8 protein-coding genes are annotated in these 13,985 nt (G+C 61.0%); 3 read left to right on the forward strand and 5 right to left on the reverse strand.

Going from position 1 to position 13,985, the window contains the following annotated elements:
- Window positions 1–152 precede the first annotated feature (152 nt).
- The gene (locus tag HZZ13_RS00750) at window positions 153–4,235 is read right to left on the reverse strand and encodes a helix-turn-helix domain-containing protein (protein ID WP_311972574.1); all 4,083 of its coding nucleotides are present in this window, start codon (window positions 4,233–4,235) and stop codon (window positions 153–155) included.
- A 68-nt stretch (window positions 4,236–4,303) separates the two neighbouring features.
- Here HZZ13_RS00750 and HZZ13_RS00755 point away from each other — a divergent pair, with 68 nt between their 5' ends.
- Together HZZ13_RS00755 and HZZ13_RS00760 are read left to right on the forward strand one after the other, a co-directional pair.
- Window positions 4,304–4,918, forward strand: a complete 615-nt coding sequence (locus HZZ13_RS00755; protein WP_197957782.1) for a type IV toxin-antitoxin system AbiEi family antitoxin domain-containing protein — start codon at window positions 4,304–4,306, stop codon at window positions 4,916–4,918.
- Window positions 4,915–5,838: a nucleotidyl transferase AbiEii/AbiGii toxin family protein gene (locus HZZ13_RS00760; protein ID WP_197957783.1), complete on the forward strand. Its 924-nt coding sequence runs from the start codon at window positions 4,915–4,917 to the stop codon at window positions 5,836–5,838. The genes HZZ13_RS00755 and HZZ13_RS00760 overlap by 4 nt, the downstream gene beginning before the upstream one ends.
- Window positions 5,839–6,674: 836 nt before the next feature.
- Here the strand turns inward: HZZ13_RS00760 and HZZ13_RS00765 are convergent.
- Both HZZ13_RS00765 and HZZ13_RS00770 read right to left on the reverse strand, forming a co-directional pair.
- Complete coding sequence (locus tag HZZ13_RS00765) at window positions 6,675–7,232, reverse strand: hypothetical protein (RefSeq protein WP_197957784.1); 558 nt, start codon at window positions 7,230–7,232, stop codon at window positions 6,675–6,677.
- A 50-nt stretch (window positions 7,233–7,282) separates the two neighbouring features.
- On the reverse strand, window positions 7,283–7,861 hold the full coding sequence (locus HZZ13_RS00770) for a hypothetical protein (protein ID WP_197957785.1): 579 nt from the start codon (window positions 7,859–7,861) through the stop codon (window positions 7,283–7,285).
- Window positions 7,862–8,516: 655 nt separating this feature from the next.
- Between HZZ13_RS00770 and HZZ13_RS00775 the strand changes: the two genes are divergently transcribed.
- Window positions 8,517–10,412, forward strand: a complete 1,896-nt coding sequence (locus tag HZZ13_RS00775; RefSeq protein ID WP_197957786.1) for a ParB/RepB/Spo0J family partition protein — start codon at window positions 8,517–8,519, stop codon at window positions 10,410–10,412.
- Between the two features lie 203 nt (window positions 10,413–10,615).
- Here HZZ13_RS00775 and HZZ13_RS00780 read toward each other — a convergent pair whose 3' ends face one another.
- Window positions 10,616–11,185: a hypothetical protein gene (locus HZZ13_RS00780; protein WP_197957787.1), complete on the reverse strand. Its 570-nt coding sequence runs from the start codon at window positions 11,183–11,185 to the stop codon at window positions 10,616–10,618.
- Between the two features lie 43 nt (window positions 11,186–11,228).
- Window positions 11,229–13,604 carry a T6SS phospholipase effector Tle1-like catalytic domain-containing protein gene (locus HZZ13_RS00785; RefSeq protein ID WP_197957788.1) on the reverse strand — a complete coding sequence of 792 codons (2,376 nt, stop codon included), beginning with the start codon at window positions 13,602–13,604 and terminating at the stop codon, window positions 11,229–11,231.
- Window positions 13,605–13,985: the final 381 nt, after the last annotated feature.

Consider the following 13,985-nt stretch of genomic DNA (forward strand, 5'->3'; position numbering starts at 1 on the left):
GACATATTGCGCCGCAGCACGAACTCAGCCGCTATAGGGGCGAAGCGGACATTGCGTTCGTTGCATCACGCCGCTCGGTTGATGGGTACACGGCCTAACAACCTGACTGGCCCGTTCGTTTCACCCCCGACGTTGCGCTTCGCTAACTGATCCTAAGGCTCCCAATCGAGACGCTCGGCGTCCTCATCGTGTCGACGCGCTTCCCATTCGTATCTCTCCGCCAGAGCATCGAGCGCTTTAGCAGTATGGGGGTGATCATAGGCGATCGCTTTGGCCCACGTTCGGTACTTTGCAGCTTCTTGACGTTCGAGTTCGCCGCCGTCGCCGGGCATGCGGGTGGTGATGCCGCGCCGGTTGCCCTTACCGATTTGGAAGCCTTCGATCATCGCTTTGCTACGAAAAAGGTCGAGCACCTCCCGGACAGGCTCGGCCGGCCAATTGCCGTCCGCGCCTATCGGCGAGGCCGACAGCATGTTGCCGATACGACTATCGGCGACGTCCTCCCGCCCGGCCGCTTTGGCCAGGGCTCGGGCCTCCTTGATCCACGTTTCCAGCGCCTTGCCATCGATCATGCCGTCATCGCGTGTCCCGGGGATCTGATTCCAAAGCTCCAGCAAGCGATAAGCTTGGGTGGCGACCGCGCGCGCATGCTCAGCGTTTTCCGGCTCGGGATCGACGACGCCACTTTCCTCGCTCGCCTTGAAGACAACACTCAGCATTTCGATGAACAGCGACGGTTGCTCGGAGAGCGCGCTTAGCAGCACCTTCGCCGGTCGGCGGGAATGCTCCAGCACCCGAAGATAGTTCCATTCCAAGGCGACTAGAGCGCTTCGGTCGACATCGTTACGCTCGTCGAGCAACTGCAAAATCTCTGCGACGTAGTGCTGGAACATAGTCGCCTCGTTGCTGTCACCGTCATTTTCGAACGGTTGGCGGGCGGCCTCCTGCAGTACCTCGACCAGCAAGTTGGTTGGCAGATGAGCCTTGTTGCCGCGCTCAGCCAGCGGCAGGGCGTGGCGGGCGCGGCCGACGCTGATCAGTTTATGGATGGCGTAAGCGACATCTTCGCCGTCGTCGCTGATCCAGAACACCGGCGCCAAGCGCCAGTACGTTGTTTCGATTTCGCCGCCGATCTCGGAAACCTGATCCCAGGTCCAGCGCTCGACCGGAAGGGCGCGGAGGATCGTCTGCAGGGCGGTGTCGCCCCATCTCTCAGCTCGCGCCTTCGAGATCAGCGCCGCCGCCCAGGGCTTCTTCCGGTCTCGGAAAATGGAGATAATCAAACCGTGCGCGACGTCGCGCTCGCGGGGGTGGTCGCTTCGAACTGCTGCTTCGAGTAGGACGTCGAGCTCGGGTGCCGACAGCCCGCTTTCATGGAGGGCCTTGCCGAGATAGCCAGCTGTATCGGTCAGTCTGGCGAGTGACAGCACAGCCGCAATCCCGCCTTCGGCGTAGACCGCCTGCGCTGCTTTCTGCCGAGCGGTCTCGACATCCCGCTGTTCCGCTTCCCAGCCAGCCTTTGAAGGCTTCGGCAGCTGAACCGATTGCTGGAAAAGCCAGCCAGCCTGCTCGAGCGGATCGGTGGGCGCGAACCTGTTGTAGACCGCTTCTAGTCGATCCAACACTGCGGCTGACAGGCTCCACTCGGCGTCGGGGAATTGTCGATGATGATGGAGCACCCGCCGCAGCTTGTCCCAGAACGTCGTCCGATCGTTCTTATCTGTGATCCGCGGCTCCGTCGCTTCAAGCGCCTCAAGCGCAGCTGCTGGGTCTGGCGCCAGATCCCCAAGGCGGTCGAGCAGGAGTGACCACCGCGCCGGGCTCAGCCCAACGTCGGCAAGCAGGCGCTCACTGATTGCGGCAGCCCCCCGCCCGATCAGGGCCCAGTTAACCGTTTCCGGATTGTCGACAGTGAAGTCGCGCCAACGCGGCATGGGTGACGGGGTCGACGTGTCGTGCCCTCGAGGCAGGATACCGAGCATCAGCTTCCACGCAGCGTTTGGCTCCCGCTTTCGGATCAGATCTAGCGCGCGAAGCCGCTCGTCGAGCTTGGCATAGGTTTGCGGAATCCAGAGCAGATGGATCTCGCGCAGGCTGTTGGCTGGGCCATTTGTGTACCGGCGTGGCTTGGTGTCGATGGCGTCCAAGCGCGCCAGGACGTGCGTCACCTGGGGCATCCAGTCGGGCGACCACGCGAGCGCTTCGAGCGCCCACATCAGGTCGGACAGGTGCTCGGCGCCGAATACTCCACCCTCGTCGTGACCAAAGAGGGCGCCAATGGGTGGGTCGTTCTTGTCGAGACTATCTTCGATCGCGCTCAGGAAAGCGCCCGGCGATGCCTCGGCAAGCAGGCGAAAGTCGCGGGAAAGCGACCACCACCGCCGCTGATCGGCGTTCTGAAGCAGCTTTCCTACAATAGCATCGGCCCGCTGAGCGGCGTCGGGCACAGCGCGAACTCGATCGCCCCATAGGGCTAGCATGATGAGGACCTGACCGATGCCATGGCGCAGCATGCCCGAGTATTCCCGGTGAATGCCGCGAACAGCCGCCATCCAGCGTTCGTCTGGATCCATGTCGAAGCGCGGGTCCGACGACCCTAGGACGGCATACGCCGCGGCCTCGAACCGCTTGATGTCGGCGCTCGTCAGGTTGTGCGCGAGCAGGAACCAAGCATCTGACGGAGACGCGACGCGCCAAGTCGAACCGATTTTCTGAAGCGGGCTGTCGAATTGCCCGACGTACGGCGCTAGAGCGGCGATCACCGCGTCGTAGGGCTGATCGGCGAGCTCCGAGAGCCGAGCCCGATCAGCTTCGGCGTTTTCATCCCAGCCCCCGGCCAGAAGCGCCGCCAGTAGAGCGCGGGGCGGCGGCTCCTCCGCCCATTTTGGAAGTCGCCCGGGAGCTCCAGGAATCAAACGACGCAAGACGGCGAGGTTGCGGGCACTGTCGCGGGCGAGCGCCTTGGCGCGCGGCTCGGCAATGCCTGCTAACGTCAACGCGCTGGCGATCCCGTCGCGTGACGGTCGGGCAAGTGTGCGGACTTCTCCGCGCGAGATCGGGCGCTCGTCATAGGCCTGGAGGACGTAGTGGCCGCGCTCGGCAAGACTGCGGGCTAGACCAGGCTCTGGCTCTGTCAGCAGCAGGATCAGAGGCGCGGGAGCATTGGCCAGGGCCCGGGCCGCAGCCACGGTGGTCGCGACAAGACAGCGGGCGCGGTACGCAGTCGCTAAGTCGGTCGGCAGCTCGCTGAGGGTTGCGTGGAAGAACGCCACCACCTCTTCGCTTGTGGTCGCCTGGAGGGAGAATACGCACGGTTCACCACGAAGCCAACGCAGCACTTCGGCGGCGTCCTGGTCTCGATCGCTCAGAACCAGGTCCTCGGTCAGGGGCCATTGGGTCGCGAGCGACCATTCTTCCCAAACCTCCTCGAGCTCTCGTGTCCCAGGCGGCCGTTTGTCCAGACGGGCCGCAAGCCAGAGTCCGACGGCAGGCGTTTGCTCGATCCAGTGAACTAGGTCATCGGCGTCATAAGCGAGAACCTTCCGCCAAGGACCTTCATCCTGACGCGCCGTCGCCCACGCGTCCTTTTGCGGCCAGTGGCGCGGTGTGACGAATACATAGGTTGCGTTGGGAGGGTCGAGTGGCTCGGGGTTGGCCGTTCGCTTTCGGTAATCGTCGCTCGCCTTCTGGGCGATGTTGCTGCGCTGAGCGCCGATCTCCCATCCGGCGTTTCCCACGGGCACATACGCGCTCCCGACCACAGTCGTTGTACGCCCGTCCCAGCCAGGATGCCGAACGCCCTCATCGGCAGGGAAGCGAAGTTGGGCGGCCGGACCATGGGTGGCTTGAATCAGGTGTGCTAGAAGCGTCGGCAGGCTGACAGCACCATCCGTACGGTTGGCCCAGTTCGAGAGATCTTCAGCGGTGACCCATCGGATGGGCGCGCCGGGACGATCGGACTTAGTGATGATTGGCACGGCCGGCCCAATGACGGCGCCAGCGGGCAGGAACCGAATACCAGCCCCTTCGAGGGCGCCACGGATGGCTTGGGCGTTATTTGCCACCGGCGTCCGCTGGCCGCGTTCGAAGTCGGCGACGGTCGAGGTCGCCACTCCAGCCGCCTTGGCAAGGTCGCGCTGCGACCATGCGAGTAGGGCACGTGCCGCCCGCACATGCTTTGGTGTGAGATCAGTAGGAATACTAGACGAAGTCATGTCATAGAATATATATGACATCAGTTCAGAACTCCAGACTGTTCCTTTTCGTTGACAATTAACGATTTTTGCCTACATTAGATAACAATATGCTCGAACGTCAGCATAATTATCGCGACCGCGCCCTCAGCCTCACCCGTGCTCGGGGGATCGCGCGCGCGCGCGATTTCAAGGCTGCCGGCATCCCCCTCGTCTACCTAAAGCGCCTTACCGACGCCGGCGACCTTGTCCGCCTCGGTCGCGGCCTCTACCAAGATCCCGAGCGCGTCGGCGAAAACGTCGCGCATAATCTGGCCGAGGCGGCGCGTTTGGTCCCAAACGGCGTCATCAGCCTGATCAGCGCCCTTCGTCACCACGAGCTGACCACCCAGCTGCCACACGCTGTCTGGATGACCATACCTCACAAGTCCCGGACGCCGAATGCGCCGGGACTGCGGCTGGAAATTGTCCGCGCGACCGGCGATGGTCTAACGGCCGGAGTCGAGCACATCGACGTGGAAGGTGTGCAGGTGCCAATCTACGGCGTGGCGAAAACTGTCGCCGATTGCTTTAAGCATCGCCGCCACGTCGGCGAGGACGTGGCGATCGAAGCGCTCCGCGACGCCCTGCAACAGAGGAAGACCACGCCGAGCGAACTGATGAAGTTTGCGGCGATCGACCGCGTGGCGAGCCGGCTGGAGCCTATTCTCAAGGCCATGGAATGACGGGCAAGATCGTCAAGGATCCAGCTGCCTCGATCCGGGCCAAGCTGCTCGCACATGCCAAACAGCACCGTGACGATTTCGCACGCGTGCTGACTCGCTACGCTATCGAACGCCTGCTATTCCGTCTCAGCCAGACAGACGCCGCCGAGCGCTACGTGCTGAAAGGCGCGATGCTGTTCGTCACTTGGCCCCAGCATGTCTTTCGTCCCACTGGAGATCTCGACCTGCTCGGCCAAGGCGATCCCGATCCTGCGGCGATTACTGAACTCTTCACGCGCATTTGCCAAGTGGAGGTCCCCGACGATGGCATCGTTTTCGACCCAAGCACGCTGAAAGCCGAGCCACTCCGCGAAGCCGACAAGTATCAGGGCGCTCGGTTGAGTTTGAAAGGGCGCCTCGCCGGAGCTGTTATCCGTCTGATCGTTGACATCGGCTTCGGAGACCACGTCTATCCGCCGCCGAAACGCGAGAAGTTCCCCAGCCTACTGCCCGGCCTGCCGCAGGCGAATATCCTGATGTACCCACCCGAAACCGTCGTCGCCGAGAAGTTCGAAGCGATGGTCCGCTTCGGCGAGATCAACAGCCGGATCAAGGATTTCCACGACATCTGGATCACGACGCGCACATTCCCCTTCGACCTGGCCAGCTTGGTCGAGGCCGTCGGCGGGACACTTCGACGCCGAGAGACGGCGTTCCCGACCGAGATGCCTGTGGGCCTCACCGAGGCATTTGCCGCCATCGCCGAAGAGCGCGGGCTCTGGACGGGCTTTCTCCGCCGGACTCCGCCGAGCCTCGAGCCTCCGCCATTTCCACAACTACAGAAGGATCTGCGGCGGTTCTTCGGCCCTGTTATCGACGGCCTCCGCGTCCCGGAGAGTGTGAAGGGCCGATGGGACAGGGACGCCGGTGCTTGGCGCTAGGATTAAGCCCCAAACAGGCTGTTTCCATCCAATCGTTTTCACTGCATCCCGTGCCCTACACCGATATTTGTGAGGCTGTGGCGGTCGTGGCGCCGCTTACAATCCGGAATACCGCACCGCCTCGATCATTTTAACGCGCTGCTTCAACGTGCCCGGCTGAATAATTCCGTAGATAAACGCTGCGCATCGCATAAGACAATCAGCAGATCATGGCTCTATCGTTTCGCATGAAAAGTATGCCCCGAACTTTCAGGATGTTCTGCTGCACTGCTCTTAAGAGCATAGTGGCGTTACTTCAGAAGATGGCACTTATGCTGATCCCATTCTAGTAGACGGGGCCACCCCCATGTGTCGATCTCAAACAATATAAGGTCGTTATCGGCGCCTAATTACATAGGTCGGCGCTACATACCTCGCCGGAGGAGCTACAATCCGAGGCTGGACGTAAGTCCGAGTCCGCACAGGAGGAGCGATATATCGTTCGTTCGAAAGAGTGCGGATTCTGGATCCGACATACATCGGAATCGCCCTTGGTGCTATGAAGCGCGCAGCTGGCACCCCGTATCGGACAACTGCCCTTCCCGCCGCAGGTACTTCGGCCATCGCGATTGCATCCGTTGCCCACCCGCCAAGTATCAAAGCACACAAAGCCGAAGCCAGACTACAAATCCTGTTATGTACGGACACGAATCCCCCTGTCAGCGAACAATAGAAACTAGGAAATGGTCGAAGTCGTTGAGAACGGATGGCCCGCAAGGTGCAGCGCTAGCTGCCCCGCGTCAGAAATGATGCGCCGCAGTTCTTATTCCTGAACCGGTGATTCCGAATGCCGTGCCTCAGATCCATTCTGCTTGCTCGATAACGTCCTCGGACCGGACGCAAATCGCAACATGCGAACGGTCGAATAACCATGAGCGGGTATGGATAGGGCTTCCTTCAATGAAGGCTGCACGTATAGAACGCACCGGGTGGCCTTCCTTCTTCAACAGCGCTACAAACGCAGTGATGTAATGATCATCCTCGTAATTAGCATAAAGCTCCTTCCTCTCATCTTCGCTTAGATTTCGAAACAGAGCTTCCGGGCCAAGTTGATTTCGATCCGGCATACCTAAGTTGTGTTGATTGTCCTTGAGGAGCTTCCAGTAGCCGATATCAGTCAGGTCAACACAGTCTCTCAAGTTGATTGTCGCTTTGAGTACCGCTGGCTTTTGGCCGCGACGCCGAGCTACTTCGGTTGCCCATAACTTGGCTGCCTCAGGCGCATCCTGAAATAGATAGAAGCCCATCCCCAGCCATTTCGGCCGGCGATTGAGTCGACTTGTGGTGCGGATCCCATCTCTTTCGATGTCGAGACGTCCTTGTTCGGTCGTCCCGTGAAAACCAACAACTTTCATGACACAAAAATTGACGGCGCTTGCGCGCCGTCGCCTCCCCCAAACGATTTCTATTTCTTGTCTTTTGCAGGTGCTCCTGAGAGCTCAAACATACTCGACCACTTCGATTTGGTAAGCGCTTCTTCAGTCTCGCGCTTATCCGCCTCAATAAGTTCGTCGATGTTCTTGCTGGCTTCGCTAGCTGTCCTTGCAAAAGACTTAGGGTCGATACGTTGATAGATAGGTTTTGAGCTCATCGCAGACTCCTGCTGGAGCCCAGAGCCAAGATCATCAGCTCCACTACGCGGAGGCACTGAGACCTCCTCTGGAGCGTGGGAAAACGGTGGATTGATTACCTTCCCATTGTATATCCGTCGCTCGCTGTCGTAAATCCGAAGTTGCACAATAGTTGTAACCATCGAAATGAATAGAAGAATGTAGTCAGTACCCGTTATCCCCGGATCACTTGCAAAAGACGCTGCTGCTGACGCGATCACCACAAGTGAGAGTGGGAAGAAAAGGAAGCTGAAGAAGACGTTCTTCGCAACCTCGCGCGCACGATCGTAGCGCTTAAACTCTGCCTGCGTCAGTGGCTGCCTCAGCACCACTCCCAGAATATGTTTCTTGAGAAGGAGATAGAGTAAATTCAACTCGTAGCCTACGCCACGATACTGTTGCTTGACCGGATAACGGGCAAGCAGGAGAGTCTTTGTCGAGAGTATTATTTGGACACTGGAAAATAGCAGGATCGTCGCGAATGCTAGCTGCGCACCTCGCGTTGTATGACCCGCAGTGAAGAGCGAGCTAAATATGGTCGTGAAGCTGTCGAAGACGGCATCCTCCGCAAAACGCAGTACACGCTAAGGTAAATGAAAATGACCCATCACACGAATAAGTTCCATTTTTAAGCTTAAAACTTGATGATTCCAAGAGAAAATCTGCCCTACCAGCAGCCCCGGGACGTTCTTCCTACCCGCTTGGTGCCTCAACAACTCCGACAATACCAGGGCGCGCCGGTAGCCGACCGGGCTCTACGCGCAAGCGCGCCGGGCCAAGTGTCCCGGCCTTCGGTCACGATCCCTCGCGCGAAGGGCTAAGGGGCGCCACCCCTGGCGCCTGCAAGGGATCGCGTGAAGTCACGCTCGGCCGCAGCCGTGTCCCCAGTCTTCCGCGCTTACGCTTGTGCAGACCGGGAGATATCCCACGGTGCGTCCGCCCTTGCACTTGCCTCCCCGGTCTCGCCGACGGGCAGGGCTTCAGCGCGGCTTTTGCGCTGAAACCTGTAAACCAAAGGAAGAGACCAAGATGACCAAGAAAACCCAACCGAAGAGCGGCAGCGAGATTTTCGTGCCGCTGAACATGCTCAAGAAGTCCCCCCACAACGTCCGCAAGACCGGGCATACAGCGGCGGAGATTGAAGGCTTGGCGGCGAGCATCGCGGCCAACGGCATGCTGCAGAACCTTGTGGTGGAGCCGGAGCGTGACGGCGAAGGCCGCGAGACCGGCCATTACTTCGTCACCATCGGCGAAGGCCGCAGGCTGGCGCAGCTGCTTCGCGTCAAGCGCAGGCAAATCAAGAAGACCGACCTCATCCGCTGCGTGCTCGACACCGAGCATGACGCCCACGAAATCAGCCTCGCCGAGAACGTCATCCGTTTGTCGATGCATCCCGCCGACGAGTTCGATGCCTTCGCGTTGCTGCATAACGAGAAGGGGATGGCAGCGGACGACATCGCGGCGCGGTTCGGGGTCACCCCGGCGGTGGTGAAGCAGAGGTTGAAGCTCGCTGCCGTGAGCCCGGCGCTGATGGCGCTCTACCGCGAGGGCGGCATGAGCCTTGAGCAGGTGATGGCCTTCACCCTCACCAACGACCATGCGCGGCAGCAGGAGGTCTGGCAGGGCCTCGGCTGGGACAAGGGGGCCGATGCCATCCGCCGGGCGCTGACCGAGGGCCAGGTGGACGCGGACGACCGGCGTGCGCGGTTCGTCGGCCCCGATGCGTATTTGGCGGCGGGTGGGGTCATCACCCGCGACCTGTTCGACGACGAGAACGGCGGTTACTTCGCCGACCCTGGGCTGCTCGACCGGCTGGTGCTGTCCAGGCTGGAGCAGGAGGCGCAGGCGGTGCGGGCGGAAGGCTGGGCGTGGGTGATGGTCACGCCCGAGTTCGACTTCCGCGCCACCAGCGCCATGCGGCGGGTCTATCCGTCGGAGCCGGAGCTTTCGGCGAAGGCCCAACGCCGGATGGAGAAGCAGGAGGCGGAGTACCGCGAACTGGAGACCGTCGCCGACAACGAGCCGATGACCGAGGCCATGAAGGCGCGCGTCGACCGGCTCGAGGCGGAGATGGAGGCCCTGAGGGGCCAGCCGGTCTACGGCCCGGCCGACATCGCGGCGGGCGGCGCGTTCGTCTCGCTCGGCTATGACGGCGGCGTGCGGGTGGAGCGCGGGTTCATCCGCAAGGAGGATGAGGCCCCGGCTGCGCAGCGACGCGAGCGCGAGCCGGAGCCTTCGGAAGGACGTGAGGGCTCGGCTGCCCTACCCGAGCGGCTGGTGGCGCAACTCACCGCGCAGCGGACGGCGGCATTGCGGGAAGCGGTGGCGTCGCGTCCCGACATTGCGTTCATCGCCGTGGTGCATGCGTTCGTCGCGTCCACGTTCTACTTTGGCAACCGGGTGTCGTGCCTCGACGTGACCGTGCGTACGGTTTACCTGTCGGGGCATGCGGCGGGCATCGATGAAAGCCCGCAGGGCCGCGCGTGCAGCGACCGGCAGGCGGAGCTTGCCAAGCTGTTGCCTGCCGAGGTGGAGGACCTGTGGGACGCCTTGCTGGGGTTCACGCAGGAGCAGCTGATGCGGTTGTTGGCGCATTGTGCGGCTCTTACGTTCGATGCAGTGGTCCGGCCGGGCTCAACCTCATCTCCCCCATTGAAACACGCCGAGGCGCTGTCCCAGGCAGTCTCGCTGGACATGGCGGCTCACTGGCAGCCCACCGCCGCCAACCACCTTGGGCGGGTGACCAAGGCGGCGATCGTCGAGGCGGTGCGTGAAGGGGTGTCGGAGGAAGCCGCCGCGCAGCTTGCGGACTTGAAGAAGCCCGCGATGGCTGAGGCGGCCGAGCGACTGTTGGCCGACAAGGGCTGGCTGCCGCAGGTGCTGCGGCTGACGCAAAAGGCTTCGGCGCGAATGCTGGCCGCTTAAGCCATCCATCAACACGCTGCCGGGCCGCTCGCGTGGCCCGGCTTGCCGCCTCAAAAAATTTCCGCGCGCTTTCGGCGCGCGGCATAGGCCGATGACCTCCATCAGGCATCAACTACGTTGTTCTTAAGTCCTTGGGCCGCTCATGCTCGCAGCGGGACCATCGCGTCTGTTCCTCATCTCGTTCGCTCTCGTGGACGCCAGCTCTATGACTTGGCACTGGAACGCATCGCCCCAAAGACAATAGATAAAAGTGCGAACACGATAGCTCCGACCATTGAGATGCAAATCGTCGCGAGCTTCAGCCAGGTAAGGGCCGTCGCAGTCCTAGCATCGTCGTCGCGGATGGTCCGCTCTGGGCGGAGAAGCATGCGAAGGATGATGTCCTCGCCCAGGTCGGATATACCGTAAATGGCCCCCGCAATTCCGCCGAACATCGCGGCGGACGACACGATCGACGAGCCGATTTGCTGCGTAGCGACGACCCAAGCCAGTAGGCTGAAAAGGCCTAACGCGACGGCAAACCCCATATCGAGCCGCAAGACGTTGTCGCGGTACAGGTCAAGCGCAGATTTCCCGAACGCTGTGGACTGTTCGACAGCGACTATTCTGAACTCGTTGAGATCCTGGGCACTATATCCGCGCCATTGCCGCTCAGGCACGATCATCGGAGCAACCGCCCGGTCGACCTCCGCCCTGAACTTGTGGTTCACCCCGAAGAAGCCGATCGTCGCTATGCCGGAAACGACCAATCCGGCAATGTAGACTCCACTCAAGTCCATCATACCCCCAACATGGGCTTGCCAATTCGCAACACGATTACCTGGACGGCTTAATGAAGAACGAAATGCAGCCCTTGTTGTCACCGTAAAGCCACTGATACTTGCGCGGGAGAAGAAGAACGCCGTCATTCAAGTAGAAGAACAGTTCGCCGGTCACTTTGGGCGTCACGTATTCAGAGATTTTCTTCACGCGGCGATCCGGATCAGGTTCGAGGAAATCCACCTCGTTACCGAGCGAGCCATAGCGCGCCACTGGTTGGAACCAGGGCTGGGAATAATACCGTCGCAGCGGCAATGCGAAGACGTGAATGACGGTTTCTGTCCAGGAAAGCTCGGTGCCGCCGTCCGGGTTGTTGAAGGTCGAATAGCCTCGTGCGTCGGTAGGAACGCCGCCGTTGCGCAGCTCTCCCGTACTCGCCTGACATGTCGCGCGGCTGGTGGAATAGTCCCTGTACTGCCTGGCAAGTGCGGCAGGGTCGGGGTTGGTCCAGACGAAGTACCGCTCAAGGCGTCCCACCCTGTAGCCCGTGGCGAAGCAAAGGTCCGAGGCATCAAAGGACACCAGCGCGCCGGCATCCGGGATGTAATCAAGTGTCTTCGTGGGCTTGCAGACCAGTCCAGCCTGGTCGACAGCCGTGAACGCGAGCCGATTGCCGATCGTGACTGCTAGATAGACAATCGCAACGGCTGAAAGTGCCGGCCCTAAGTAGTAGCGCCACGCAGCGCGCGCACCGGCGAGGACGAGCTCGCGTCCGTGAAGGCTGTTGCTAGGAGTCGTCTCGGGGGCGGCAAGCTCACCGGCGAATGCGTCCCTCCACAGGGCCGTCATACGGTCGTCAATAGCCGCAGCGACGCGCTTCCCGCCGAAGAGCAGCGCGCTGATTGTGCCCACCAGAAGCAGGAAGACCACGGGGTACTGGGCGTAGGATGCCAACCATTGCGCTCCCCACGACGGCAAGAAGCCGCTCAAGGTGCGGATCATGTCGGAGACCCATTTGAGCGCGTTCACCCGTTCTCCAAGAGGGTCGCTACGTCCAGTCAATGGAAAGACCAGAAAGACGATCGTCGCCGCGAGCGTGAGGAAATACAGCGAGGCGCGCAGGTACACCAACGGCCAAACGAACTGCCGCTCGGCGACCACACGGCCTTCAGCCTGATCAGAGGTCTCGGGGGTGTTGACGGCCGGCCCCGATGCGTTGTCCGGCAGACCATCGATGCGGAAGTGGACACAGCCATCCGGGGCTATCTCGGGCGAGACCACATCGTAGTTGTGGGGAATTCCGATCGGCGCATAGACGTGCGCATTATTCTTGATACGTCGCAAGACGGTCTCGTGGATCTTGGGTTTCTCCACGTAGACCTCGTCCCCCGTGGTCCACGAGAAACTCTGACGGGTTAGGCGGGAAATCCGCCTGGGACCATAGCGATAATAGCTGGCCGCACCAGCCCGTGAGTCATACAGTCGGCCGTCCTTGTCCTGAGCCTGTTTGATCTCAGCCACCGCCGCAGGATCGGACTCTTTGAACGATAGGCCGCAGGCACGCGCCTCTTCCATGATCCAGTACAGCGGAATGTGGGCGAGTGAATCGTCCGGGTAGCCGCCGCCGACGTTGGCGTGTACGCCAGCGAACCAAACCTGCGTAATCCGTTCATTGAACGTATACCGCGTGGCTCCTGGAGGCGGAGGCGGCTCGCGCCTCTCGTTCCAAAGCACAGGGTGAAAGGTCGTCCGCTCGTCATCAAGGGAGAGCGCATGGCAGGCACGTCTCACGGAGGAATGCAGCATATGGCTCGGAAGTTCGAGCGGCCATATCCATTGACTGACGCCCTTGGTCATTTCATCAACAGGAAGGCCGTACGCAGCCACGGTGTCCCAAAGCCCAAGAAAACGGATGACCGGCGAGTGTCTTCCCGCGGGCACCCCTGTCGGGGCGGATGCGGTCGGCGCTTTTCCCAACAGCTTCTTAATGCCGTGGATCATCAGGTACCAATTCGTGTGGAAGTGCCGCCTATGGTAGGCGCGGTACGCCTCCCTGGCACGGCGGTCGAGCTCGCTATCCGAGATGTCCTTCGCGGGGATGAGCCCCTGATCCAGGATGAGGCCGATGGTGACGCGGATCGTGAACGCGCCCCGGCTGAACCCGAAGGCAAAGATCTCGTCACCAGGGGCGCGGTAGTTGCGGCAGGCGAATTTGTAGAGCGTGATGACGTTGCGGCGGAGGCCTATGCCGAAGGCGCCACCGAGCATCGCCAACGGCTTGAACGACGATGTTCCGACCCCATCGTCGTAGCAGGCAACCTGATCGTCATTGGTGAGGTCCAGCGCACTGAACATACGCCAGACGTTGGTCCGCCAGACTTTGGCCGATGAATTACCCGTACCATCGGAGAGGAGCACGATGCGCCTAGGCATACTCATCCTCAATCTCAAATGAATTCAGCAAACTGCCGCAACTAATGCACAACACGTGGTTGCAATGCAGACCAGTTGAACGCCCGCCCGATCGTAAGTCAAGACCGATTAAGGGGATGCCAGCCATTGTCTTCGACCAAGAACGAATTCTGGCGTGGGCCTATTGCGTCTCAATCTCGCCTCCCCTTGCGCGTCTAACCCCAGTGCACGGCCAGGAGGACGGAGAAACCAGGCCCGAGGCTCGTCGGCGCAAGGCATCCAACCGTATCCCGCAAGCGGGTCCCTCAGTCGGACTCTCCCGGTAATTGTCGAGGCGGTGCATGAAGGGATGTCGGAGGAAGCGGCATGCAGCTCGCGGACTTGAAAAAGCCCGCTATAGCC

This window comes from Bradyrhizobium agreste, assembly GCF_016031625.1.
GTDB lineage: Bacteria > Pseudomonadota > Alphaproteobacteria > Rhizobiales > Xanthobacteraceae > Bradyrhizobium > Bradyrhizobium agreste.

Excerpts from the sequence above, each read along its gene's own strand:
- HZZ13_RS00775 (WP_197957786.1), top strand. The coding sequence starts at position 8,517 with ATGACCAAGAAAACCCAACCGAAGAGCGGCAGCGAGATTTTCGTGCCG.
- HZZ13_RS00760 (WP_197957783.1), top strand. The coding sequence starts at position 4,915 with ATGACGGGCAAGATCGTCAAGGATCCAGCTGCCTCGATCCGGGCCAAG.
- HZZ13_RS00750 (WP_311972574.1), bottom strand. The coding sequence starts at position 4,235 with ATGTCATATATATTCTATGACATGACTTCGTCTAGTATTCCTACTGAT.
- HZZ13_RS00755 (WP_197957782.1), top strand. The coding sequence starts at position 4,304 with ATGCTCGAACGTCAGCATAATTATCGCGACCGCGCCCTCAGCCTCACC.
- HZZ13_RS00765 (WP_197957784.1), bottom strand. The coding sequence starts at position 7,232 with ATGAAAGTTGTTGGTTTTCACGGGACGACCGAACAAGGACGTCTCGAC.
- HZZ13_RS00785 (WP_197957788.1), bottom strand. The coding sequence starts at position 13,604 with ATGCCTAGGCGCATCGTGCTCCTCTCCGATGGTACGGGTAATTCATCG.